22 protein-coding genes and 1 pseudogene are annotated in these 24,678 nt (G+C 73.0%); 13 read left to right on the top strand and 10 right to left on the bottom strand.

Features of this window, described 5'->3' with window-relative positions:
* Positions 1-143: 143 nt before the first annotated feature.
* Together BLW78_RS24870 and BLW78_RS24865 are read left to right on the top strand one after the other, a co-directional pair.
* On the top strand, positions 144-1,766 hold the full coding sequence (locus tag BLW78_RS24870; RefSeq protein WP_091682716.1) for an ABC-F family ATP-binding cassette domain-containing protein: 1,623 nt from the start codon (positions 144-146) through the stop codon (positions 1,764-1,766).
* A 118-nt stretch (positions 1,767-1,884) separates the two neighbouring features.
* Complete coding sequence (locus BLW78_RS24865; protein WP_091682714.1) at positions 1,885-2,364, top strand: hypothetical protein; 480 nt, start codon at positions 1,885-1,887, stop codon at positions 2,362-2,364.
* Positions 2,365-2,414: 50 nt separating this feature from the next.
* Here the strand turns inward: BLW78_RS24865 and mnmE are convergent, their stop codons facing one another.
* Positions 2,415-3,740 (bottom strand): tRNA uridine-5-carboxymethylaminomethyl(34) synthesis GTPase MnmE, encoded by a 1,326-nt coding sequence (gene mnmE, locus BLW78_RS24860; RefSeq protein WP_091682713.1) that lies wholly within the window; start codon positions 3,738-3,740, stop codon positions 2,415-2,417.
* 122 nt (positions 3,741-3,862) lie between these two features.
* On the opposite strand from mnmE, the gene bla reads away from it, so the two are divergent.
* From bla to BLW78_RS24835, 5 genes are all read left to right on the top strand, one after another.
* On the top strand, positions 3,863-4,765 hold the full coding sequence (bla, locus tag BLW78_RS24855; protein WP_091682711.1) for a class A beta-lactamase: 903 nt from the start codon (positions 3,863-3,865) through the stop codon (positions 4,763-4,765).
* A gap of 11 nt (positions 4,766-4,776) precedes the next feature.
* Positions 4,777-5,286, top strand: a complete 510-nt coding sequence (locus BLW78_RS24850) for an aminoacyl-tRNA deacylase (RefSeq protein ID WP_091682710.1) — start codon at positions 4,777-4,779, stop codon at positions 5,284-5,286.
* Positions 5,287-5,364: 78 nt separating this feature from the next.
* Positions 5,365-5,721, top strand: a complete 357-nt coding sequence (locus tag BLW78_RS24845; protein WP_091682708.1) for a hypothetical protein — start codon at positions 5,365-5,367, stop codon at positions 5,719-5,721.
* Positions 5,722-5,817: 96 nt separating this feature from the next.
* A complete protein-coding gene (gene panC / locus BLW78_RS24840) occupies positions 5,818-6,666 on the top strand; it encodes a pantoate--beta-alanine ligase (RefSeq protein WP_056533511.1) in 849 nt (282 codons plus the stop codon).
* Positions 6,667-6,783: 117 nt separating this feature from the next.
* A complete protein-coding gene (locus BLW78_RS24835) occupies positions 6,784-8,070 on the top strand; it encodes an OprO/OprP family phosphate-selective porin (protein ID WP_091682706.1) in 1,287 nt (428 codons plus the stop codon).
* Between the two features lie 52 nt (positions 8,071-8,122).
* On the opposite strand, the gene BLW78_RS24830 is transcribed toward BLW78_RS24835, so the two are convergent.
* Positions 8,123-9,670: an EAL domain-containing protein gene (locus BLW78_RS24830; RefSeq protein ID WP_091682704.1), complete on the bottom strand. Its 1,548-nt coding sequence runs from the start codon at positions 9,668-9,670 to the stop codon at positions 8,123-8,125.
* A gap of 240 nt (positions 9,671-9,910) precedes the next feature.
* Between BLW78_RS24830 and BLW78_RS24825 the strand changes: the two genes are divergently transcribed.
* Complete coding sequence (locus BLW78_RS24825; RefSeq protein WP_244527045.1) at positions 9,911-10,783, top strand: MipA/OmpV family protein; 873 nt, start codon at positions 9,911-9,913, stop codon at positions 10,781-10,783.
* A gap of 68 nt (positions 10,784-10,851) precedes the next feature.
* Positions 10,852-11,073 (top strand): heavy-metal-associated domain-containing protein, encoded by a 222-nt coding sequence (locus BLW78_RS24820; protein ID WP_026605107.1) that lies wholly within the window; start codon positions 10,852-10,854, stop codon positions 11,071-11,073.
* Between the two features lie 134 nt (positions 11,074-11,207).
* Here the strand turns inward: BLW78_RS24820 and BLW78_RS31515 are convergent, their stop codons facing one another.
* Positions 11,208-11,357 (bottom strand): hypothetical protein, encoded by a 150-nt coding sequence (locus tag BLW78_RS31515; RefSeq protein WP_020094296.1) that lies wholly within the window; start codon positions 11,355-11,357, stop codon positions 11,208-11,210.
* A 406-nt stretch (positions 11,358-11,763) separates the two neighbouring features.
* Here BLW78_RS31515 and mnmG point away from each other — a divergent pair, with 406 nt between their 5' ends.
* The 4 genes from mnmG (at position 11,764) to BLW78_RS24800 (ending at position 16,106) form a co-directional block, all read left to right on the top strand.
* Positions 11,764-13,665 (top strand): tRNA uridine-5-carboxymethylaminomethyl(34) synthesis enzyme MnmG, encoded by a 1,902-nt coding sequence (mnmG, locus tag BLW78_RS24815; RefSeq protein WP_091682700.1) that lies wholly within the window; start codon positions 11,764-11,766, stop codon positions 13,663-13,665.
* A complete protein-coding gene (rsmG, locus tag BLW78_RS24810; RefSeq protein ID WP_091682698.1) occupies positions 13,662-14,297 on the top strand; it encodes a 16S rRNA (guanine(527)-N(7))-methyltransferase RsmG in 636 nt (211 codons plus the stop codon). Before mnmG ends, rsmG begins: the two co-directional genes overlap by 4 nt.
* Entirely contained in the window at positions 14,294-15,151 is an 858-nt protein-coding gene (locus tag BLW78_RS24805; protein WP_020094293.1) for a ParA family protein, read from the top strand. Before rsmG ends, BLW78_RS24805 begins: the two co-directional genes overlap by 4 nt.
* Positions 15,152-15,212: 61 nt before the next feature.
* Positions 15,213-16,106, top strand: coding sequence for a ParB/RepB/Spo0J family partition protein (locus BLW78_RS24800; RefSeq protein WP_091682756.1), 894 nt, complete (start codon positions 15,213-15,215; stop codon positions 16,104-16,106).
* 555 nt (positions 16,107-16,661) lie between these two features.
* Here the strand turns inward: BLW78_RS24800 and holA are convergent.
* The 7 genes and pseudogenes from holA to dapD all read right to left on the bottom strand — a co-directional run bounded on the left by holA (position 16,662) and on the right by dapD (position 24,651).
* Entirely contained in the window at positions 16,662-17,699 is a 1,038-nt protein-coding gene (gene holA, locus BLW78_RS24795) for a DNA polymerase III subunit delta (RefSeq protein WP_091682697.1), read from the bottom strand.
* A 6-nt stretch (positions 17,700-17,705) separates the two neighbouring features.
* Positions 17,706-18,251, bottom strand: coding sequence for an LPS assembly lipoprotein LptE (lptE, locus tag BLW78_RS24790; protein WP_056533523.1), 546 nt, complete (start codon positions 18,249-18,251; stop codon positions 17,706-17,708).
* 168 nt (positions 18,252-18,419) lie between these two features.
* On the bottom strand, positions 18,420-19,379 hold the full coding sequence (locus BLW78_RS24785; protein WP_020094289.1) for an AEC family transporter: 960 nt from the start codon (positions 19,377-19,379) through the stop codon (positions 18,420-18,422).
* 107 nt (positions 19,380-19,486) lie between these two features.
* Positions 19,487-21,715 (bottom strand): annotated as a pseudogene (locus BLW78_RS24780) (TonB-dependent siderophore receptor).
* Positions 21,716-21,845: 130 nt separating this feature from the next.
* The gene (locus BLW78_RS24775) at positions 21,846-22,733 is read right to left on the bottom strand and encodes an acid phosphatase (protein WP_091682695.1); all 888 of its coding nucleotides are present in this window, start codon (positions 22,731-22,733) and stop codon (positions 21,846-21,848) included.
* 161 nt (positions 22,734-22,894) lie between these two features.
* Positions 22,895-23,749: an alpha/beta fold hydrolase gene (locus BLW78_RS24770; protein WP_091682694.1), complete on the bottom strand. Its 855-nt coding sequence runs from the start codon at positions 23,747-23,749 to the stop codon at positions 22,895-22,897.
* A 26-nt stretch (positions 23,750-23,775) separates the two neighbouring features.
* On the bottom strand, positions 23,776-24,651 hold the full coding sequence (gene dapD, locus BLW78_RS24765) for a 2,3,4,5-tetrahydropyridine-2,6-dicarboxylate N-succinyltransferase (RefSeq protein WP_091682692.1): 876 nt from the start codon (positions 24,649-24,651) through the stop codon (positions 23,776-23,778).
* Positions 24,652-24,678 lie beyond the last annotated feature (27 nt).

Here is a 24,678-nt window from a genome sequence, read left to right as displayed (position 1 = left end):
GATGCGCCCAGGCCTGCGCCGGACGCAAGCGTTATCCCGCACTGCGGCACCCTGCCTTTGCGCCGCGTCGGCCGATGCCGTAAGCGGCCGGGATACTCCCGGACACCTTCCGGACAGCGACCTCCCGGACAGCGCCCGCCGCCATGATACGCCTGGACAAGATCACCAAGCAGAACGGGCGGCAGCTCGTCTTCATCGAGGCCTCGGCCGCCCTCCAGCGGGGCGAGAAGGTCGGCCTGGTCGGCCCGAACGGGGCCGGCAAGACCACCCTGTTCCGGATGATCATCGGCCAGGAGCAGCCCGACGAGGGTCAGGTCGCGGCCGACCGGGGCATCACCATCGGCTATTTCAGCCAGGACGTCGGCGAGATGTCCGGCCGCAGTGTCGTCACCGAGGTGATGGACGGCGCCGGCCCGGTGAGCGCGGTCGCGGCCGAGCTCGCCGAGCTCGGCGCGGCGCTCGCCGACCCGGACCGCGCCGACGAGATGGACGCCCTGGTCGAGCGCTACGGCGAGGTCCAGGCCCGGTTCGAGGAGCTCGACGGCTACGCCCTGGAGGGCCGGGCCCGCGAGGTCCTCGACGGGCTGAGCTTCAGCCAGGAGATGATGGACGGCGACGTCGGCGCCCTCTCGGGCGGCTGGAAGATGCGCGTCGCGCTCGCGCGGATCCTGCTGATGCGCCCGGACGTGATGCTCCTCGACGAGCCGTCCAACCACCTCGACATCGAGAGCCTGATCTGGCTCGAATCGTTCCTGAAGGCCTACGACGGCGCCCTGCTTATGACCTCGCACGACCGCGAGTTCATGAACCGCATCGTCACCAAGGTCATCGAGATCGACGGCGGCGCGCTGACCACCTACTCGGGCGACTACGCCTTCTACGAGGGCCAGCGGAAGCTCAACGAAGCGCAGCAGCAGGCGCAGTTCGAGCGCCAGCAGGCGATGCTGGCGAAGGAGATCGCCTTCATCGAGCGGTTCAAGGCGCGGGCCTCCCACGCCGCCCAGGTGCAGAGCCGGGTGAAGAAGCTCGACAAGATCGAGCGCGTCGAGCCGCCCCGGCGGCGGCAATCGGTGGCCTTCGAGTTCCAGCCGGCACCGCGCTCGGGCGACGACGTCGTGATGCTCAAGGGCGTGAACAAGCGCTACGGCAGCCGCACGATCTACGAGGGACTCGACTTCTCGGTGCGGCGCAAGGAGCGCTGGTGCGTGATGGGCATCAACGGCGCCGGCAAGTCGACGCTGCTCAAGCTCGTCACCGGCACCACCGCGCCCGACGACGGCTCGGTCACGGTCGGCGGCAGCGTCAAGCTCGGCTACTTCGCCCAGCACGCCATGGACCTGCTCGACGGCGACCGCACGGTGTTCCAGACCCTGGAGGATTCCTTCCCGCAGGCCGGCCAGGGGTCGCTGCGGGCGCTGGCCGGCTGCTTCGGCTTCTCGGGCGACGACGTCGAGAAGCGCTGCCGAGTGCTCTCGGGCGGCGAGAAGGCCCGGCTGGTCATGGCGCTGATGCTCTACGACCCGCCGAATTTCCTGGTGCTCGACGAGCCGACCAACCACCTCGACATGGGCACCAAGGAGATGCTGATCGAGGCGCTGGCCAACTACGAGGGGACGATGCTGTTCGTGTCGCACGACCGGCACTTCCTGGCCGCCCTCTCGAACCGGGTGCTCGAGGTCACGCCGGAGGGCATCCACCAGTACGGCGGCGGCTACACCGAGTATGTGGCCCGCACCGGCCAGGAGGCGCCCGGCCTCCGGAGCTGACGGTCCGCTCCGTCCTCGCGGGCGCAGCGTTCCGGCCGAGAGCCCTGCGACCGGCGCGCCGCTATCGCCCCCCGGCGCCCCGCGCTAGGCTGCGCGGAAACGGCCCGGGTGAGACGCCGTGCGACGCCTGCTGAAATTCCTCCATACGATGGGGTCCGCGGGGCTGCTGGGGGCCATGGCGTCCCTGGTCGTCATGCTGAGCTTGGCGCCCGCGCCGTCCGCCCTGACGGGCTACGCGGCGATGCGGGGCGCGATGGGCGCCGTCGCCACCTGGATCTTCCTGCCCGCCCTGGCGGTGACGCTGATGTCGGGCCTGCTGGCGATGGCGCTGAACCGCGCCTTCCTCAACGCCGGATGGGCGTGGGTGAAGCTCGCCACCGGCGTCCTGATGTTCGAGGGCGGGCTGGTCTACGTCCAGGGCCCGATGAAGCAGGAGGCGGAGCAGAGTGCCCGCGCGGTGGCGGGCCTCGTCGACCCCGCGGTGCTGGCCGTCTCGCTGACCGGCGAGCGCGGCACCCTCTGGGTCCTGCTGGCGGTCGCGACCGCGAACGTGGCGCTCGGGATCTGGCGGCCGCGGATCCTGCGGATCCCCCAGTAGCGAAGCCGCGTCGGGCTCGATTCCAGCCCGATTGGTTGCCGGCTTTAAATCTATTTCCCGATGCAGAACCCGCTGAACAGCCGGTCGAGGACGTCCTCGACGCCGACATGGCCCGCGACCGCGCCGAGCGCCCGCACCGCGAGCCGCAGATCCTCCGCGGCCAGCTCCGGGAGACCGCCGGCACTCCCCGAGACGCGGTCGAGATGGCCTAGGCAGGCCTCCAGCGCGGCCCTGTGCCGGGCGCGGGTGATCAGCGCGTCGCCGGTGCCGAGACCGTCCTCGGCCGCGGCCTGGATGGCATCGAGCAGGGCGCCCATGCCGGCGCCGGTATGGGCCGAGACCGTCACGTCCACCGGATCACCCTCCTGTTCTGAGCCGGCAAAAAGATCGGCTTTGGTACGCACGGTCAGGACCGGGCCCCGCGCCGGCCCGAGATCCGGGACCGCGCCGCCAGGGGGCACAAGGGCGACCACCAGATCGGCCGTGTCGATCCGCGCCCGCGTCCGCACGATCCCCGCTGCCTCGATCGGCTCCGCGGTCTCGCGGAGCCCGGCCGTGTCGACCAGCAGGACCGGCAGGCCGCCGAGGTCGAGCCGCACTTCGATGGCGTCGCGGGTCGTCCCCGGGCTCTCCGACACGATGGCCACGTCCCGTCGGCTCAGCGCGTTCAGCAGGGTCGATTTCCCGCTGTTGGGAGCCCCCGCCAGCACCACCGTGAACCCGTCACGCAGACGCTCGCCGCGCTGGCCGTCGCGCAGTGCCGCGGCGATCGCGTCGCGCAGGCGGGCGGCGCGGTCGAGCAGCGCCGCGTCGAGCCCGGCATCATCCACGTCCCCCTCGTCGGCGAAGTCCAGCGCGGCCTCCGCGGCGGCGAGGCAGTCGATCGCCTCCGCGCGCCACGCGGCCACCTGCCGGCTGAGCGCGCCGTCGAGCTGGCGCAGGGCCTGCCGGCGCTGGCCCTCGGTCTCCGCGTCGATCAGGTCGGCGACGGCCTCCGCCTCGGCGAGATCCATCCGCCCGTTGAGGACGGCCCGCCGGGTGAAAGCCCCAGGCTCGGCGGCCCGACAGCCCGGGAGGCGGGCGAGGGTGGCGAGGACGCGCATCCGCACGGCCGTGCCGCCGTGCAGGTGCAGCTCGCCCATATCCTCGCCGCTGTAGGTGTCGGGCCCGGGAAACCACGCCACCAGCGCCCGGTCGAGCTCGGTACCGTCGTGGGGATCCCGAAGGCTCCGCAGCGACAGCCGGCGGGGCGGCGGCAGGCGTCCGCCCAGGGCGACGAGCGCGTCGCGCGCGGCCGGGCCGCTGATGCGGATCACCGCGACGGCGGCCCGGCCGAAGCCGCTGGCCGGCGCGAAGAGCGTTTCGGTGTCGGTCATGGTCCCACAGGGCCGCGCGAGGGGCTGAGTTTCACGTGAAACAATCGCGGCCGCCCTATACCATCCCGGCGCCGACGCGCCGCACCCGCTTGCGCCGTCGCGAACTCGAACGGGGATGCGCCATGATCGTCTGGACCCGCCGCGCCGTCGGCCTCGGCCTGCTCGCCGCGCCCCTCGCCGCCGCCCTCCCCGCGTCCCCGGTCCTGTCCGCGCGCGCCGCGGAGGCCGAGCCGGACTGGGCCGCCATCGAGCGCCGGCTCGGCGGCCGCCTCGGGATCGCGGCCGCCTCGGCGGACCGCGTCCTCGCCGCCTACCGCGCCGACGCGCGCTTCCCGATGTGCAGCACCTTCAAGGCGCTGGCGGTGGCGGCGGTCCTGGCGCGGGTCGATGCCGGCCGCGAGACCGTCGACCGGGTCGTCAGCTACGGGGCCGGGGACCTGCTGAGCTACGCGCCCGTGACCCGGAAGGCGCTGGAGGCCGGCGCCGGGACCGGGCGGATGAGCGTCGCGGACCTGTGCGCGGCCACGCTGATCTGGAGCGACAACACGGCCGCCAACCTGCTCCTGGCGGATCTCGGCGGCCCCGAGGCGCTGACCGCGTGGCTGCGGACCACCGGCGATCCCGTCACCCGCCTCGACCGGACCGAGCCGACCCTCAACACCGCGCTGCCCGGCGACCCGCGCGACACGACCACGCCGGACGCCATGCTGGCGACCCTGGGCCGTGTCCTCCTCGGAACCGTCCTGTCGGCGGCCTCGCGCGCCCGGCTGGAGGCCTGGATGGTCGCCTGCGAGACCGGCCGGAAGCGCCTGCGAGCCGGCCTGCCGCCCGACTGGATCGCGGGCGACAAGACCGGGAGCGGCGACAACGGCACCGTCAACGACGTGGCGATCCTCCGGCCGCCGGGGCGCGCGCCGATCCTCGCGGCGGTCTACGTCACGGAATCGACCGCCTCCCCCGACACCTGCGCGGCGGCCTACGCGGAGATAGGCCGCCTCATCGCCGCGCGCGCCCATTCGACCTGACCGGACGAACCATGAAGACAGCCGCCAAGACACCCAACAAGACACCTTCCAAGACGACCCGCGCGACGCTCGCCCTCGACAAGGCCGGCATCCGGTACAGCCTCCACGTCTACGCGTACGATCCGGACGCGCCGCGCATCGGCCTGCAGGCCGCGGAGGCGCTCGGGGTGGACCCGGGACGCGTGCTGAAGACCCTGATGGCGTCGGTGGACGGACGGACAGTCTGCCTGCTCGTGGCCTCCGACAGGGAGGTGTCGATGAAGCGGGTCGCCGCCGCCTTCTCGGGCAAGGCCGCGTCCATGCTCAAGCCGGCCGATGCCGAGCGGCTGACCGGCTACCATGTCGGCGGGATCAGCCCGCTCGGACAGAAGCGGTCCTTCCCGACCGCGATCGACGCCGGATCCCTGACCGAGCCGGCGGCCGAGATCCACGTCAACGGCGGCGGCCGCGGCTTGCAGATCCGGCTGACCGAGGGCGATCTCGCCGCCGTCCTGGACGCCCTCGTCGTGCCGCTGACGTGATCCCGCGGTAATCACTCGTTTACCCTGCCGTCGCACGGTGTCGCCTTCCGACAGAGACGAAGGCGGCGCAGGGGCGGCATGCGGGAGACGGCGCGCAGGGCGGTGACGGCGCTCGGACTCGTCCTGCTGCTCGCGGCACCGGGCCGGGCGGCCGATCTCGACCTCCGCTACGGCGCCGAGGCGGGCGTGGGCGGCAGCCCCCGCTTCTTCCCGCGCAACGACGGCCTCGACCGTCGGCCGGTCTACGCGGTCCGGTCCCGTCGCGTGCCGGTGGGCTGCACGCCCCGGCGGGTGCCCGTGCCGACCAACGCCCCGGACGATCCGAGCTACGTCGGCTCCGAGTACGGCCTGGGGCATCCGAGCTATTACGGCTTCACGCCGCCGCTGGGCGTGGACGACCCCTTCGGGCGCTCCCTCCTGCCCTACTGCCCCTGACGCCGATCGCGACGACTCGGTCCGGCGTCGACTGCCGGATTCCACCGCCCGGCATCATGCTCTAGACCGGCCCTGCCCTCCCCCGGAGCCCGTGCCGTGTCCGAGTCGACCTTCCAGTCCTTCCGCGACCTCGCAGCCCTGCGCGGATGCGTGGCCGCGTGGCGCGCGGCGGGCGAGCGCGTCGTCCTGATCCCGACCATGGGCGCCCTGCACGACGGGCACCTCGCCCTCGTGGCCGAGGCGCGGCGGATCGGCCGCCGGACCGTGGCCAGCATCTTCGTCAATCCGACCCAGTTCGGCCCGAACGAGGATTTCGCCCGCTACCCCCGCGACCTCGACGCGGATCTGGCCCTGCTGGCGGGGGCCGGCGCGGACGCCGCCTGGACGCCCGGCGCCGAGACCATGTACCCGCCGGGCTTCGCCACCCGGATCGAGGTCGCGGGCCTGACCGAGGGGCTGTGCGGGCCGTTCCGGCCCGGCCATTTCGCCGGCGTCGCCACGGTGGTGACCAAGCTCCTCAACCAGGTCCGGCCGGACGTCGCCCTGTTCGGCGAGAAGGACTTCCAGCAGCTCCGCGTGCTCCAGCAGGTAGCGGCGGATCTCGACCTCGCGGTGGAGATCCGCGGCGTGCCGACCGTGCGCGAGCCCGACGGCCTCGCGCTGTCGTCGCGCAACCGCTACCTCTCGGCCGAGGAGCGCGCCGTCGCCCCGAAGCTCCAGGCCGTCCTGGCCGAGATCGCCTCCGCCTCCCGCAACGGCACCCCGGTGGCCGGCCGGATCGCCGCCGGGCGGGCGGCGCTGGAGGCGGCGGGGTTCCGCGTCCAGTACCTCGCGGTCTGCGACGCCCGGACCCTGGTGCCGGTGGAGCGGGTCGACGGCCCGGCCCGCGTCATCGCCGCGGCCTTCCTGGGCCGGACCCGGCTGATCGACAATCGCGCTGTCTAGGCCGGTGCCGGTCCGACCGCCGACGGTCGTGGCCGCCGGGCCACGACGCGCGGATTTCCGGCTTCAACTGCGCCAGGTGATTGGCGCCGCCCGGCCGACCTGCTCTCTGCTGGTCGCGTGATCGGAACGCGCACCGCACCGGCCATCCTGGCCGTGTCCCTCGCCCTGGCGGGCCCCGCCGGCGCCGGCGAGGACGCGTTCGAGGGGATGGCCGGCCCCTACGGCGAGCGCCTGCGCTACGACGCGAAGGGGTTGACGCTCACCTTCCCCGAGCCCGACGTGAAGCTCCGGATCGGCGGGCGGCTGCACATCGACGGCGGCGCGGCGGGTTTCGGCCGGCCGGACCTGCCCGAGGCCTTCCCCGACAACGTCGCCGTGCGCCGGGCCTGGATCGAGCCGACGCTCACGATCGGCCGCGACTGGGTGATCGCCTTCCAGTACGATTTCGCCGACCCGATGCTGCCGATCAACGACGCGCTGGTCGCCTGGAAGGGGCTGCCGGACACGATCCTGACGCTCGGCAACATGAAGGAGCCCTTCAGCCTGGAATGGCTGCAGAGCAACAACGACACGCTGTTCGCCGAGCGCTCGGTGGCCAACGCCCTCGTGCCGGAGCGCCGGTTCGGCTTCGCCGCCGGGCACCACGGGGCGGCCTGGACCGCGGTGGTCGGCGTCTTCGGCAACGCCGCCAGCAGCGGCATCGACGGGGACGGTGTCGCGGTGGCGGCCCGCGCCACCGTCGCGCCGATCATGGAAGGGGACGAGACCCTGCATCTCGGTCTCGCCGGGGTCTTCCGCAGCCGGTCCCGGTCGGACGGGGCCTTCAGCTTCTCCAGCCCCGCCGGCGCCTTCCTGTTCGAGCGCCCCCTGGTGGATACGGGCGACCTCCCCGACGCCGCCAGCGTGTCGCGCCTCGGCGCCGAGCTGGCCTATCGCCGCGGCCCGTTCCTGCTGCAGGCCGAGTACATCCGGGCCGCGTTGCAGCCGTTCCGCGGTCCCGGCCAACCCGGCACCGCGCTCGATTTCCAGGGCGGCTACGTCGAGGCGGCCCTGGTGCTCAACGGCGAGGGCCGCGCCTACGCGCTGACGCCGCAGAGCGGCACCACCTACGCGACCTTCCGGGGCGTGGCTGTTCCGGAGGCGCAACGACTCTCCCGGGGCGGGATCGGGGTGTTCGAGCTGGCGGTGCGCTACAGCGCCGTCGACCTGGACGCGCGGGGCTTCCGCGGGGGCATGGAGCAGGACGTGACCCTCGGTCTGAGCTGGTATCCCGAACCCAACCTCCGGTTGATCGGGAACGTCGTGCACGGGCGCGTGCAGCCGGGGGTGGCCCAGGCCGAGACGCTGGGTACCCGCCCGTTCACGGTCGACACGGTGATCGCGCGCCTGCAGATCTACTGGTGACGGGGACCGCCGGCCCGGCAGCGTGCCCGGGCACGGCCCCTCACACGGGCTCTCACACGGCCCTGCGCAGGACCGACCGGAACGGGCGCCGCTCCGGCTCCGGCGGAGGCGTCGGATCCTCGGCCGGCGGGGTCGCCAGGACCTCCGCGCGCACCGGGCGCGGGGCCGCGAAGGCCGTCCCCTGCGCGAACGGTACGTCGAGGTCGATCAGGTCCGGGACGTCGGCCTCGTCGGCGACGCCCGTGGCGACGACGCGGATCCCGGCCCGGGCCAGGGCCGGCGCGGTGTCCTCCAGGGCGATGTCCGACAGGCTGCTGCGGCCCGCGCCGGGCCGGAGCAGCATCTCCGCCGGCACCTTGACCTGCCCGATGCCGAGCGCCGCGAGTTCGGCGGCGTCGAAGCGGAGGTCGTCCGGGCGGTCGAGGCTGAACCCGATCCGGCCCTGCAGGGGCGCGAGCAGGCCCCGCTGGCCGGCATCGAGACGGCGCCAGCTCTCCTGCGGCAGCGCGATGGTCAGGCCGGCCAGGGCCGGATCGTCGGCGGCCGTGCGGGCCAGCTCGCGCAGGAGGCCGGGCTCGAACAGCGACAGCGGCGACAGCCCGTAGGTCAGGAGGGTCTCGCTGCCGCGCCGGGCGAGGTGGCGCGCCACGATCGTGGCCCGCTGCAGCATGCGGCGGTCGAGCTCGGTGGTGCGCCCGTAGCGCTCCAGCACCGGCAGGAAAACCTCGGGCTCGGCCGGCGGCGCGCCGGGGCCGCCGATCCGCAGCCGGGCAAGCGCCTCGTAGGCCACCACCTTGCGCTGCGGCAGGGTGACCACCGGCTGCAGGTGGATCTCCAGACCGTCCCCCTCGAAGGCCGCGACGATCGCGCCCTCGTCCGCGGGGGGGATTGCGGGCCGGGGCGGGATCGGCCGCGGCGGAATCGGCCGCGCCGGGACGGACAGGGCCGAGGCCGGGGCGAGCTGAGACCGGGGCGGGACTTGCTCGAGCGGGGCGGCCTGAATCTGCGGAGGCGGTACCGGCACGGGCTGCGGCGACGGGGCCGCTGCGGCATCCGGAAGGGCTGCGCCGGGCACCGCGGGCAGGGGCCGGGGCGCCTCGGCGGGTGCGATCGCGGGCTCGATCGCGGGCCTGATCTCGGGCGCGATTTCCGGCCTCGCTTTGAGGCCCGCGATCTCGGCATCTTGGGCGCTCACGACCGTGGTGAGGTCGCGGACGATCCCGCTGAGGAGCCCGAACTCGACGGTCAGTTCCTCGATCTGGGCGCGCAGGGCGGCCTCGGCGGTCTCGGGCCGCGGCTGGGCCGCCGCGGTCGCGGCCGCCGTCTCGACCTTGAGCAGGCGCCGGGACAGCAGATCGACCTCGCCGGACAGCTTCTCGCAGCGCGCCTTGAGGGTGGCGATACGGGTCAGGGCGAGACCGCCCGCCAGGGAGGCCGCGGCGCCGAGCGTCAGAGCACTCCAGAGCGGCAGGAACACCGCGAGCGGCCCGAGAACGACGAGCCCGAGAAGGCCGACCGTCAGCAGCCCCGCGTACCGGCCGAGGACCGGGACCATCGTCTGAACACCTGCCAGGAACGCGCGCCGGTCGCCGGGGGACATCCCGAGCGATCCCCACCGGGCGCGAACCGAATCGCAGGATCATTGGCCGCCCGCACCCCGCCCGGCAAGGCTCAGGGACCGCGATGGCGCGTCGCCACCTGTTAATTCCGGGCGGTGTGACGCCCGCGCCCGCTGGAACGTTGCGGATTCATCACGGCGGACCCGATTGCGGGGCGATCCGGGGAGGGTTGCGCGGCTTGCGAATGCGGACGGGATGAAAAAGGATCATAAAGCGTGGCCATGACGCTCGCCCCCCCGCGTACTCCCCGATTTCGCGCCGTTCTCGGCGCCGGCGCGCTCCTCGCGACCCTCGGCACGACGGCGCCGCGGGCCGCGGATCTCGGCGCGGATCTTCCGCGCACCACGCCGACCTTCGCGATGGTCGATCCCAACACTTGGATCGTCACGCTGAGCGGCTCGATCCAGGCCGTCCCGCGCTATCCGGGCGCGAGCGACTACACGGCCGTCGGTTACCCGTCGATCGACATCCGCCGGGTCGGCGAGCCGCGCCGCTTCTCGACGCCGGATGACGGGTTCAGCTTCTCGCTCTTCGACACCGAGTCGTTCCGCGTTGGCCCGACCGCGCGCTTCGTGCCGGGGCGCTACTACGGCGACGACCGGCGCCACCTGTACGGTTTCCGCGACGCCCGCTTCGCCGTGGAGCCCGGCGTGTTCGCGGAGTTCTACCCGGTCTCGTTCATCCGGACCCGCGTCGAGCTGCGCCAGGGCGTCTACGGGCACCACGGAACGGTCGGCTCGGTGGCGGCCGACTACCTGATCCCGGCGGAGAAGTTCCTGTTCTCCATCGGGCCGCGCCTCAATGTCGGCGATGCCAGCTACGCCCGGAAGTACTTCGGTGTCTCGCCGATCGAGGCGGCGCTGAACGGGCGCGTCACCCCCTACGATCCGCGCAGCTTCTACTCGGCCGGCGTGCTCGGCGGCGTGACCTACACGCAGAGCGAGACCTGGGCCTACACGGCCTATGCCGGCTACACCCGGATCCTGGGCGCCTCCGGCGACAGCCCGCTGGTGCGGCGCCCGTTCGGCAACCCCAACCAGTATCAGTTCGGCCTGCGCATCGATTACGCCTTCCGCATGCCGGCGCTGTTCTGAGCCGACACCTGGCTTGCGCCGGCCCCGCCGGGCCCCGACATCCCGGGGAAGCGGTTATGGAGGCCCCGATGGACGAGACGCGCGCCGACCTGCTGATGCGGGTCGAGGGCATGACCTGCGACGGCTGCGCCGCCGCGGTGACCCGCACGGTGAAACGAATCGATCCCGCGGCCGACGTGCAGGTCGACCGGGACGCCGCGCGCGTGGCGATCCGCACCGACGCGCAGGCGCTGACCATCGCCGAGGCCCTGACCAAGGCCGGCTACACCGCGACGGCCATGACCGGCTGAGCCGGCTCGGCGTCCCGCGTTCGCGGGCCGCGGGAGGCACCGTGCGGCCGTCCGCGCGCACGGTGCGGTCCTCCCGGCCGGCGCGACGCTCGGCAGGGAAGCCTGGCCCGAGACGATGCGCTTCCGGGCCCCCCTCAGGAGCGGCTCAGGAACATGCCGGTCAGGAGCAGGGCGAAGCCCGCGAGGCCGAACAGGCCTTCCTTGCGCCGGGTGCGGTCGAGGAAATGGGCGGCGGCGCCGGCCGCGCAACAGGCGGCGCCCAGGCCGATTGTCAGCGACGACATCTCGAGTCTCCTCCTCGCGCGTCGCTCCGCGGCGCGGCGAAAACGGTCCCTCTCGTGGGCCTGCCGGACGGCGTTGTCCGCACAGGATCGCGTCACGGCGCAAGATTTGCACGGTCCGCAGCGGCTGACAAGGCGCGACGCCCAAGTCCTCGCGGGATCCGCGACAGCAATGGGCGCGGGAACGACAGATCTTCGCGCGGCGGGCGTTCTGAATACCGCATTCAGAGGAGCCGCTGGCGCCGGCGAAGGGGGCGTCGTTGCGGCGGGCGGGACGCGTTGACCCGCCCGCCTTCGCGCGCTTAGACCTCCCGGCAGATCCGCCGGTCCCGCGCCCACCCGCCGTGCACGGCCCGGGGCGCTCCTCGCACCCGCGGCGGGATGTCCGCGAAAGGCTGCTCGGTACCCGATGCTCACCCCCTCCTCCGCCCGGTTCGACGTCGCGGTCGTCGGCGGCGGCCATGCCGGCGTCGAGGCCGCCGCCGCCGCGGCGCGCTGCGGCGCGCGCACCGCGCTGGTCACCCACGATCCGGCGACGATCGGGGCGATGTCCTGCAACCCGGCGATCGGCGGCCTCGGCAAGGGCCACCTCGTCCGCGAGGTCGATGCCCTGGACGGGCTGATGGGCCGGGTCGCCGACGCGGCCGGCATCCAGTTCCGCCTGCTCAACCGCCGCAAGGGACCCGCGGTGCGCGGCCCCCGGACCCAGGCCGACCGCAAGCTCTACGCGGCCGCCATGCAGGCGGCCGTGGCCGGGACCGAGGGGCTGACGGTCATCGCCGGCGCCTGCGAGGACCTGGCCTTCGACGCCGAGGGGCGCCTCCGTGGCCTCGTCCTGGCCGACGGCCGGACCCTCGCCTGCGGCGCGGTTGTGCTGACCACCGGCACCTTCCTGCGCGGCCTGATCCATATCGGCGAGCGGCAGATCCCGGCGGGCCGCGTCGGCGAGGCGCCGGCGGTCGGGCTGGCGCGGACCCTCGACCGGATCGGCCTGCGCCTCGGGCGCCTGAAGACCGGCACGCCCCCGCGCCTCGACGGGCGGACCATCGACTGGTCCGGCCTGGAGATGCAGGAGGCCGACGCCGAGCCGGTGCCGTTCTCGACGCTGACCGAGCGGATCACGACGCCGCAGATCCGCTGCGGCATCACCCGGACGAGCCGGGCCGTCCACGACCTGATCCGCGCCAACCTGCACCGCTCGCCGATGTATTCCGGCGGCATCGCCAGCCGGGGCCCGCGCTACTGCCCGTCGATCGAGGACAAGGTCGTGCGCTTCGGCGACCGGGAGGGCCACCAGATCTTCCTGGAGCCCGAAGGTCTCGACGACCCGACGATCTACCCGAACGGCATCTCCACGGCGCTGCCGGAAGAGGTGCAGCGCGATCTCGTCCGCCTGATCCCCGGGCTGGAGCCGGCCGCGATCCTGAGGCCGGGCTACGCCATCGAGTACGATTACGTGGACCCCCGGGAACTCGACGTCGGCCTCCAGGTGAAGAGCCTGCCGGGCCTGTTCCTGGCCGGCCAGATCAACGGCACGACGGGCTACGAGGAGGCCGCCGGCCAGGGGCTGGTGGCCGGCCTCAACGCCGCCCGGCACGCGGGCGGCCTCGGCATCGCGGGCTTCGACCGGGCCGAGTCGTATCTCGGCGTGATGATCGACGACCTCGTGACCCAGGGAGTCAGCGAGCCGTACCGGATGTTCACCTCGCGCTCGGAGTACCGGCTGTCCCTGCGGGTCGACAACGCCGACGCCCGGCTGACGCCGCGCGGGATCGCGCTGGGCTGCGTCGGAGGACACAGGGCGGCCCATTTCGCGGCCGGGCAGGCGGCGCTCGACGCGGCGCGCGCCCGCCTCGACGCGGTGAGCCTGACGCCGAGCCAGGCCACGGCCCACGGGATCGTCCTGAACCGCGACGGCATCCGCCGCACCGGCTTCCAGCTCCTCGCCTACCCGGAGATCGGCTGGTCCGACCTGGCGGCGGTGTGGCCGGACCTCGCCGAGGTCGCCCCGCGGATCGCCGACCGGATGAAGACCGACGCGACCTACGCAGTCTATCTCGACCGGCAGGACGCCGACATCGCGGCCTTCCGCCGGGACGAGGCCGTGCGCCTGCCGGCGGGGCTGGACTACGCGGCGATCAGCGGCCTCTCGAACGAGATGCGGGTGAAGCTCGAGACGGTGCGCCCCGGGACCCTCGGACAGGCGGCGCGGATCGAGGGCGTGACGCCGGCCGCCCTCACCCTGCTGGCCGCCCACGCGCGGCGCGGGGCCCGCGCTGCGTCGGCCCCCGCGGACCGGCTCCCGGCATGAGCGATCCGGATCGCGCCCGTATCCTGGCTGCGGCCGGTGTTTCACGTGAAACAGCGGAGCGGCTCGACCTCTACGTGGCGCAGCTGCGGCGCTGGCAACCGATCAAGAACCTCGTCGGTCCCGCGACGCTGGCCGAGGTCTGGAGCCGCCACATCGACGACGCGCTGCAGCTCCTCGACCTCGCGCCGGAGGCCCGCACGTGGCTCGATCTCGGCTCCGGCGCGGGCATCCCGGGCCTGATCCTGGCCATCGCCGGCCGGGAGCGCGGCGTCCGGGTCGATCTCGTGGAGAGCAACGCGCGCAAGTGCGCCTTCCTCACCGAGACCGCCCGGCTCACCGGGGCGCCGGCCCGGGTGCGCAACGCCCGGATCGAGGCGGTGATCGGCGAGTACGTCGGGACCGACGTCGTCTGCGCCCGCGCCCTCGCCCCGATGGCGCAGCTCCTCGCCTGGACGGAGCCTCTGTTGAAAACGGGCACCACCGGCCTGTTTCCGAAGGGGCGGGACGTACAAGCCGAATTGACCCAGGCCGGCGCGCAGTGGAGAGTCGTTAACGACCTTGTGCCGAGCCGGACCGATTCCGAAGCCCGGATCGTGCGCGTCACTGCCCTCGCCGCCCCGAGCCACCGATGAGCGAAGCGATCCTCGGCGACCCCGCCGACAGGTCCATGGATTCATCCATGCGACGCCCTCTGCGCGTTCTGGCGCTCGCCAACCAGAAGGGCGGCGTCGGCAAGACCACGACGGCGATCAACCTCGGCACCGCCCTGGCGGCGATCGGCGAGGACGTGCTGGTCGTCGATCTTGACCCGCAGGGCAACGCCTCCACGGGTCTCGGGATCGACCGCGCCAAGCGCCGGGTCTCGACCTACGAGGTCATGGCCGGCGAGGCCTCGCTGGCGCAGGCCGTGGTCCCCACCGCCGTGCCGCGGCTGTCGCTGGCGCCCTCGACCATGGACCTCCTCGGCCTGGAGCTTGAGCTGGCCACCCTCCCCGACCGGGCGCACCGGCTGCGCGGCGTGCTGAAGAGCCTGACCCAGGCGCCGAGCCTCAGCCGGATCAGCTACGTGCTGATCGACTGCCCGCCCTCGCTCAACCTGCTGACCATCAACGCGCTGGCGGCCGCCGACGCGGTGCTGGTGCCGCTGCAGTGCGAGTTCTTCGCCCTGGAGGGCCTCAGCCAGCTGCTGCGCACCGTCGAGCAGGTCCGCGGCGCCCTGAACCCGAAGCTGACGATCCAGGGCATCGTGCTGACGATGTTCGACCCGCGCAACAACCTCTCCGCCCAGGTCGTGGCGGACGTGCGCGGCTTCATGGGCGACAAGGTCTACGAGACCGTGATCCCCCGCAACGTCCGGATCTCCGAGGCGCCCTCGCACGGGAAGCCGGCGCTGCTGTACGACCTGAAATGCGCCGGCAGTCAGGCCTACCTGCGCCTCGCCTCGGAGGTGATCCAGCGCGAGGGCCGGGTTCCGGCCGCGGCCTGACGGGTTTGAGTCCCCCTCCCGGTTCGAGGGGCGAGTGTGGAGCGTGACACGGGTGGCGATCATGGCGGAGGAGGGGGCGAAGCCTCGACTGGGGCGCGGGCTCGCGGCGCTGATCGGTGACTTCAACGAGGCCGGCAAGGCCTCGGCCAAGGCCGAGGAGCAGCGCCGGGTTCCGATCGAGTTCCTGCGCGCCAACCCGCGCAACCCGCGCCGGAGCTTCGCCGAGACGGAGCTGTCCGAGCTGGCGGCCTCGATCGGCCAGCGGGGCATCATCCAGCCGATCGTGGTCCGCCCGATCGGCGACGTGCCCGGGACCTTCGAGATCGTGGCCGGCGAGCGGCGCTGGCGGGCCGCCCAGCGCGCCGGCCTCGACGAGGTGCCGGTGGTGGTGGTCGAGATCGACGACCGCGGCTCCCTGGAATTCGCCATCCTGGAGAACGTCCAGCGCACCGACCTCAACGCGATCGAGGAGGCGTCCGGCTACGAGCGCCTGATGAAGGATTTCTCGTACACCCAGAAGGAGCTGGCCGAGATCCTTGGCAAGAGCCGCAGCCATCTCGCCAACACGCTCCGGCTGCTCAACCTGCCGCTGTCCGTGCAGGAGCGGGTCGCCGCGGGCGAGCTGACCGCCGGCCACGCGCGCGCGCTGCTGGCTGTGCGCGATCCGGAGGCGACGGCGCGGCGCGTCGTGGCCGAGAGCCTATCGGTCCGGGACGTGGAGGCGATCGCCTCCGCGGAGGCAGCCCCGGCCGAGACGCCCCGCCCCGGGCGCCCGCGCCTCTCGGCCGAGCGTCCCGCGACGGTGCGCGACCTGGAACTGCGGATCCACCAGGCCCTCGGCGTCCCGGTCTCCTACAAGCCCAAGGACGCCGATTCGGGCGAGATCCGCATCCGCTACGAGACCCAGGACGAGCTGCAGGCGCTGCTCAACCGGTTCAAGGTCTCGGACGCCTGAAGGCCGCCTCCGTACGAAGGCGCCGCCTCGGCGGGTCCGTCGCAGGCCCGGCACGAGTGCGGCGAGCCGGGAGGCCGGCCGGTCCGGACGGTCCCGGCGGCGCGCCGCTGGGACCCCGCCCCGCAGCGCCTCGGCCGGGGTCGACTCGGCCGGGATCGACTTCGAGCATCAGCGTGGCGCGAGACCGGTCGCGCACCTCCTGCGCGGCGCAGGAAGCCCGCCGGTCGGGATCCGCGGCCGCGAGGGGGGCGCCGGCGTCGATCACGAGGCGTTCGCCGCCGCGACCGCGACAGGCCGGCACCTGCGTGCAGAGGAACCCTCTTGGCGCGTCGGGGAAGTCGATCCGCCCGGGGAGCATGTGCGCCCGTCCAGGAACACCTCGACGGAGACACGCGCGGCGCGAACCGCCTGCCAGCCGTGACAGATCGCCTCGAACCGGACCCAGCCCTCCGGGCCGGTCGTCCGGCTGCCGCGCAGGACGGTCCGGCCGGTCGTGGCAACGTTTCCCGCCTCCTCTGCGGGTACGGTGCGACCGCCCTCCCCCGACGAGGCGCCCTAGCGCCGCCGCCGCGCACCCGCCTCCGCGACCCGCAGGAGGGCCGCCGAGGCCAGCGCGTGGGCCAGGTCGGGCTGCGCCCGCCGGCAGGCCAGGATCGCCTCCTGCAGGGCCGCCACGGCCTGACGGAGCGTTCCGGCCGGCCACGCGCCGAGTTGGCCCTCGATGCTGGCCCTGCGCTTGAAATGCAGGCCCCGCCACGTCGCGACCATCATGGCGGGCGTCTTGTCGGGATTGTCGAGGCGGGTGGTGAGCAGCGTCAGGGCATGCCGCAGCGCCGAGCTCAGCACCACCCCCGGGTCGAGACCCTCGTGCCGGAAGCGGCGGTAGTCGCGCTCCACCGCGTCGCGGCGGCCGTCGAAGGCGGCGTCGATCAGGGTGTTGAGCACGCTCGCCGCGACGTCGCTGGTGACGGCCTCCACGTGCTCGAGGGTCACGGTCCTGTCCCCCTCCCCCGCGGCGTAGAGGGCGAGCTTCTCGATCTCCATCAGGCTCGCCCGGCGGTCGCCGCCGAGGCTGCGGGCCAGGACCTCCCGGGCGGCGCGGTCGATGCGCAGGCCGCGCTCCTGGAGGGTGCGCTCGATCAGGTCCGAGAGGGTCCGCTCGTCGTCGGCGTAGCAGGGAATCGCGAGCGCCTTCGGCGAGCGCTCGCAGAGGGTGCGGAGCGGGTTGTTCTTGGCGAGGTCACCGGCCTCCACCACGATGCGGGTGTCGGCGACCGCCGCGCCCAGCACGGCCTCGACGGCCGGCGCGTAGTTGCGGGTGCCGGGCCGGACCCAGATCGACCGCCTGCCGCCGAACAGCCCCAGGGTCCCGGCCTCGTCGCACAGCCGGCCCGGATCGGAGGCGAGGGCGTCGCCGTCGATCCGCACCAGCGCGAACGGGTCGGCCGGGTCGTCGACGAAATCCTCCGCGAGCTTCCGGGCCCGCTCGGTCACCAGACCGGTATCCGGCCCGAAGACCAGGATGACGGGGATGCGCGGATCGGGCCCGCGCCGGATCAGCCCCTCGATCTCGCCGGCCTTGACCGCCGTCACGTCGGATTACGGCTTCGTCGAGAGGACGGCGGCGAGGCGGCTCTTGATCTGGTCGGACAGCACGCTGGCCAGACGGATCTCAGCGTCCCGCGCCGCCCGCTGGCTGGCGAAGCGCTGCACCGAGCGGTCGTAGGTCGCGGTCGAGGTGGCGACGCCCTCGGTGTAGACCTTGGTGCCGCCCATATCCTCGAGGCTGTACTTGATGTTGGCCACCAGGGTGCCGGCCTCGGCGCGGCCGGTGGTGGAGGAGACGATCGGGGTCTGCACGATCTCGGAGCCCGAGAGCTTCAGCCGGTAGCGCTTGGTCGCCGGGTGGCCGGACCCGTCGAGGTCGAAGACCAGCTCGCTGCGCAGGTAGTGGCCGAGGCGCTCCTGGCCCTGGGCCATCGCGACGTCGTCGACCTGGACCGAGGCGAGCAGGGCCTGGACGGATTCCCCCGAGGCGGTCGGCCCGTAGAGCGGCCGGAAGCAGGCCGAGAGGCTCAGCGCCAGGCCGGTCGCGCAGGCGAGGCGGGCGATCCGCCCCGCGATGGAAACTCCCGAACCCACCATCCGCCGTCGTTCCGCCCCTGCCTGTCGGATCGTTCTAGCGCGGACACGGCGTTCCGCGCCACGACGCTACGGGGCAAACGTTACGATTCCTCTGCGGCAAGAGCGTGGTCGCCCGGTTTCCGAATGTGAGGCCGCGGCCGTCCGGAGAGCCCGGGATCACCGGGCCGCCTAGGCGATCGCCGCGAGGTAGGCCGAGACCGTCACGACGGCCAGCACGGTCGAGACCAGCACCACGGTGGCGGTTAGGTCGGCCTCGCGCCGGTAGAACTCCGCCAGCATGAACGGCCCGGTGCCGGTGGGGAGGGCGGCCATGAGCACCGCGGTGTGCAGCAGGAGCGGGGGCAGGTCGAACAGGTAGCGGCCGAGGCCGTAGGCCAGGAGCGGGTGGAGCACCAGCTTCAGGCCGACGAGCAGCGCGGCGGTGCGCCCCTGCCCGCCCCCGGTCTGGCGGGGCTGGGCCAGGAACAGGCCGAGCGCCACCAGGGCGCAGGGCGCCGCCGCGCCGCCGAGGAGCTTCAGGAACGTGGCCACCGCGTCCGGCACGGCGAGGCCGGCGCTCGGCACCAGCGCGCCCAGCGCCGGTGCCACCAGCAGCGGGTTGCGCACCAGCGAGCGGCTGACCGTCCACCAGACGGGCCGGCGCGCCCCGCCGCCCCTCCCCGACGCGGCCGCCTCGCGCCGCAGCCCGGTCTCGATGAGCACGATCGCCACCGCGAAGACGCCGCAGACCGTGAGGATCGCCGCCACCGTGGTGGGCGCGAGCGCCTCCGGCCCGAAGGCGACGAGCGCCAGCGGGAAGCCCATGAAGCCGGTATTGGCGTAGCCGGCGTTGAGCCCGTCGACCGCGGCGTCCGCCAGCGGCCGCCCCGCCCCGCCGCGGATCAGCACGGCGAGGGCGAAGATCGCGAGGCTGCTGAGTCCGAAGGCGCCGATGAAGCCGGGCTTCCAGATGGTGCTCCAGTGGGCGTGCGCGGTCACGTCGAACAGCAGCGCCGGCAGGGCCAGGAAGACCACGAACCGGTTGAGTTCGGTGGTGGCGGCGGCCCCGAGCACGCCGACGCGCCGGGCCAGCCAGCCGGCGAAGATCAGCGCGAAGATCGGCAGCACGACCAGCAGGGTCGAGAGCATGGCGGGTCCGGGTCGGAGGACGATGCTCCGGCCTTAGGACGGTTTCCGATCCCGGCTCCAGTGCCGGGGACGGGGACCTGCCATGCCGCGGCCCCCGCTCCCGGACATTACCAGCGGTAGATCAGGCTGCCGATGACCGTCGCGGGCGCGCCGCGGTAGCAGAACCCGGCCTGGCAGGTCGTTTAGCTGCGGTCGAAGATGTTGGACGCGTTGATCTGCGCGCGGAAGCCCCTGTACTTCGGGTCGAGGGCCGCGAAATCGTAGGCGACCAGCGCGTCGAACAGGGTCACGGTCGGGTTGCGGACGGTGTTCTCGTCGTCGGCGAAGCTCGTCCCGGCGTAGCGGATGCCGCCGCCCAGTTGCAGGCCGGCCAGCGGCGAGCCGGGCGCGAACTGATAGGTCCCGAAGGCGGTGAAGCTGTCGCCCGGGATCCCCGAGAGGGCGTTGCCGTCGATCGGCCGCCCGGTGACCAGGGAGGTCTGGCGCAGATAGCGAAGGTTGAGGTGGGTGTAGGACAGCGTCAGGTTGGTTCCCGGCGCGAAGTTCGCCGTCAGCTCGGCCTCGAACCCTTTCGACTCGACCGACCCGGTCGCGACCTGATTGGCGATGTTGTTGGGATCCTGCCGCAGGAGCGACGATTGCACGATGTCGAACCCTGAGAACGACGTCGTGATGTTGGTGTTCGGGATGGCCGCCTTCACGCCGGCCTCGATCTGGTCGCCGGTCGCGGCCTTGAACGGGTTCCCGTTCACGTCGACGCCGACCTGCGGCGTGAAGGTCGTGGCGTAGCTGGCGTAGGGCACCAGGAAGTCGGTGAGCAGGTAATTCAGGCCGATGCGGCCCGAGAAGGCCCGATCGGTCTGGTCGGCGACCGTGCCGGCCGTCCGGTCGCTCGTGTTCTGGAAGACCCAGTCGTGCCGGCCGGTGAGGGTCAGCACGAAGCGCCCGAGCTTGGCCTGATCCTGCAAATAGGCGCCGATCTGATCCTGCGCCTGACTCTGGAAGTTCGTGTAGCGCGGCCGGGCGATCACCTGCTGCCCGTAGTTCAGGGTCAGGAGGTTGAGGTCCGGCGCGGCCCCGAAACCGAAGGCGCGCGTGTAGTCGTAATGGGCGTAATCGACCCCGCCGATCAGGGTGTGCTGGATCGGACCGGTGGTGAAGTGGCCTTCGAGTTGGTTGTCGAGGGAGATCTGGCTCAGCGTGTCCACGTAGGCGCCGGCCGTCCGCGCGCCCAGAGTCCGGGCCGGGTTCAGCCCCGTGATCGACGTGTAATCGTAATCCGCGCGAACGTCGTAGTAGCGAAAGTTCTGACGGAAGATCAGATCCGGCGAGAATTTGTGCTCGAAGGCGTAGCCGACGCGATACTGCTGCTGCTTGTACTGGTTGAGCGCCGGATCGCCGGAGTAGAAATTGGTCACCCGGAAGCCCGGATGGTTGTAGAAGAAGGACGTTCCCGGCAGGCGCGACTCGAAATACTCGCTGAGGAAGGTGAAGCTGGTGTCGGAATCCGGGCGCCACGTGAAGGACGGGGCGATGAAGGTGCGGTCGTCGTCTCCGCCGGGCAGGTAGGTGTTGGACTGGCGCTTCACGCCGGTCACGCGGTAGGCCATCGTCCCGTCGGTGCCCGCCACCGGGCCGCCGATGTCGAAATTGCCTTGGAAGCGGTCGTAGTTGCCGGCCTGAAACTGCACCTCTCCGAAGGGTACGAAGACCGGGCGCTTCGAGGTCGAGTCGACGATGCCGCCGGGCGAGCCGAGACCGTAGAGGCCCGAGGCCGGCCCCCTCAGGATGGTGACCGCGTCCAGCCCGTAGGGCTCGCTGCGCGGGATCGTCAGGCCGACGGCATTGAGGCGCAGGCCGTCGCGGAAGATGCCGTTGTAGGTCGCGCTGAAGCCGCGGATGTAGAAGGCATCGTAGCGGGGATCGAAGCCGAACACGCTGCTCGACACGCCCGGCGTGTAGGCGATCGCTTGGGCCAGATCCTGCACGTTGCGGTCGTTGAGCTGCTCCCGGGTGACCACCGAGACCGATTGCGGGGTCTCGAGCAGGGGCGTGTTGGTCTTGGTCGCCGCGGGGCTCACGCGCGCCACGTAGCCGGTGACGCCGGAGGGGCCGCCGCCGCCGCCGCTGGTGGCCGCGCCGCCGCCGTCGCCGCGGCTGACATTGCCGCCGCCGCCGACGCCCGTCGGGGCCGCGGCGGCCGGGCGGGCGGCCTCCACGGAGATCTCGTCGAGCTGGACGGCGGCGCCCTGCGCGGCGGCCGCCGGGACCAGGGCGACGGTGGTCAGTGCGGTGGTGGCGAGGAGCAGACCGGACGGAGCGGAACGAAACGACATCGGGAACCCACGAACGCGCCTCTACACGGCGCCCGGGGCTCCCGTACCATCGATCACGGCCGCTCGATCAAGCCGAAAACGTGTTGTAAATCACACACTTGGAAGCGTTCAAATCTACAATCGTTCGCGCCTAGAACTCGAGTGGGGGCTCCCGCAGGGCGGTCGCCTCCCGGGTGCAGGCGGCCTGATCGGGAACCGTCCCGGGGCTGGCGAGGGCGCCGCGAAGCTCGGCGCGGGCCTTGTCGAGATCGGCGCGGAAGGCCGCGTCGCCCATCAGGGTGGCGAAGACCGCGGTGCCGGTCAGGCGTCCCGCGGCCACGTCGCTGAGCCAGTGCACGCCGCACACGATCCGGCTCTCGCCGTAGGCCCGGCCGCGGGCCAGGATCGGGGTCGCCTTCTCGGGCACCAGGGACGCGAGGATCAGCGCGTAGGCCCAGCCCTGCGTGGCGTGGCCCGACGGGTAGCTGAAGCTGTCGGCAAGGGCCTGGCTGCGCTGCACGCAGATCGGCGCCTCGTTGCCGACGAACGGGCGGAGGCGCCGGTAATGGACCTTGGGTCCCCGCGTCGCCCGGGCGAGATCCAGGCGGGCGCGCTCCAGGAGGTTGATCACCGCCGGCACCCGCGCCTGATCGATCCGGGTGCCGAGCACGCAGGCGAAGTTCTCCAGGACGGCGGCGGCGCCCTCGGACACGTCGTTGGCGGCCAGCTCCCAGCGCGGCGACCCTTTGAGGGCGCGGGTGCTGTTGAAGGCCGCCCGGTCGGCCTTGTCGAGGGGCGCGTCGTGGGCCGGCGGGGAGGGCAGGAACTGGACGGCGTCCGGCACCGCCCCGTCGGCCAGATAGGGCTTCACGGCGGGCTTGCCGGGCTTCAGCGTGTCGGCGCCGAGGGACGGGGCCGCGGGCGTTGCCGGGGGGGCCGAGGGGGCCGGGCGGGGGGAATCCTCGGCGCGGGCCGCGACGGCCAGGAGGAGGGCGAGGGCGGCCAGGGCGAGGAGGGGCAGGGACGGCGTGCGCAGCATCGGATCCGGGACTCTCTCGGATGGAATCTGCGGGGCGCGCCCGCTGCCGGAGGAACGGCTCAGCCGGCCCGTTCAGTCCCTGCACAGGCACACACGCCTGTCCAGGGCGGGGCGGCGGCGATCCGGGCCGCTTGTCACACGCGCCGGCCCGCGCGCCGCGCTCACGCCGCCCGGATCGCGGCGGCCACGGCGTCCGGATGCTCCTCGTGCGGGCTCAGGGCGCCGGGGATCGCGGCGCCGGTCACGCGGCCGCCGGCGACGAGGGCGTCCATCTCGGCGCCCGAGCGCCGCGGGGCGCCCGCGGGGCGCAGCACCAGGGTCGGCGGCAGGCCGTCGCCAAACAGCGCCAGGAAGGCGTCGCGGCTGCCCACCGGGTCGAGGCCGCCGGTGACGAAGGCGGCGGTGCCGAAGCGGCCGTTGCGCTGGCGGGTGATGGCGTGCTTGTCGCGGATCACCGCCGGGGTGACGCGCGCCGCGTCGGCGTAGACGTGGGCGCGCATCATCCGGCCGATGATCGGCGGGCTGATGTTGATCCGGTAGAGCGCCTCGCCGAGGAGCGGGGCCTCCACGGCCCGTCGGATGCGCGGGAACCAGTGCGCCCGCCCCGGCATCGCGGTGGGCAGCGGTCCCCGCCAGGTCGGGGCCACCAGGACCAGCCGCCCGAAGGCCCCCGGGTGGCGCCGCGCCGCCGCCACGAGGTAGCCGGCGGCGTGGCCGGCCGCGACGCCGAGGGCGTAGGGTCCGGGCGCGGCCGCCAGCAGGGCGTCCAGGAAGGCGTGGAAGGTCGCCGGGGCGAGGGGGACCCGCGCCCGCGGCCGGGCGCCGAAGCCCGGCCAGTCGGGGACGAGGCAGCGGTACTCCGTCCCGAGCCGCCCGGCGAGGCCGCGCATCTCGGCCCGCGCCGAGATGGTCGACAGGGCCGGGAGCAGGAGCGCGTCCGGCCCCGTCCCGATCCGGTCGCAGGGGGTCGGCACCGTCCGGCCCGCCACCGTCAGAGTCAGCTCGGACGTCTCCATCGCGCTCCCGCCAGGTCCCGGGTGAATCAGGTGCGCAGCAGCTCGTTGATGGCGGTCTTGGACCGCGTGCCGGCGTCGACGCGCTTGACGATCACCGCGCAGTAGAGGCCCGGGCCCGGCGTGCCGTCCGGCAGCGCCTTGCCGGGCATCGTGCCCGAGACGACCACCGAGTAGGGCGGCACCCGGCCGTACATGACCTCGCCGGTGGTCCGGTCGACGATCTTGGTGGAGGCGCCGATATAGACGCCCATGGACAGGACGCTGCCCTGGCCGACGATGACGCCCTCCGCCACCTCGGCGCGGGCGCCGATGAAGCAGTCGTCCTCGATGATCACCGGGTTGGCCTGGAGCGGCTCCAGGACGCCCGCGATACCGGCGCCGCCCGAGATGTGGCAGTTCTTCCCGACCTGCGCGCAGGAGCCGATCGTCACCCAGGTGTCGACCATCGTGCCCTCGCCGACATGGGCGCCGAGATTGACGAAGCTCGGCATCAGCACGGCGCCGGGGGCGATGTAGGAGCCCCGGCGGACGAAGCAGCCCGGCACGGCGCGCAGGCCCGCGGCGCGGAACTCGGCCTCGCCCCAGCCGGCGAATTTCGACGCGACCTTGTCCCACCAGGGCGCGCCGCCGGGGCCGCCCTCGATCGTCGCCATGTCGTTGAGGCGGAAGGAGAGCAGCACCGCCTTCTTCAGCCACTGGTTCACCACCCAGTCGTGGTTGCCCGACTTCTCGGCGACGCGGGCCTTGCCCGAATCGAGCAGCTCCAGGGCCGCATCGACCGCCTCGCGCACCGCGCCCTTGGTGGCGGTCGACACGTTGGCGCGGTCGTCCCAGGCGGCTTCGATGGTCTGGGCGAGATCGGAATGGGCGAGATCGGAATGGGGCTTGCCGGCCTGGGACATGGGACGGGTCAGAACTCTTGCGGCGGG

Source organism: Methylobacterium sp. 275MFSha3.1 (genome assembly GCF_900108435.1).
In the GTDB taxonomy this organism is placed as follows: domain Bacteria; phylum Pseudomonadota; class Alphaproteobacteria; order Rhizobiales; family Beijerinckiaceae; genus Methylobacterium.
The sequence above is the reverse complement of the archived record's forward strand: the minus strand, read 5'-3'. Positions and strand labels throughout refer to the sequence as shown.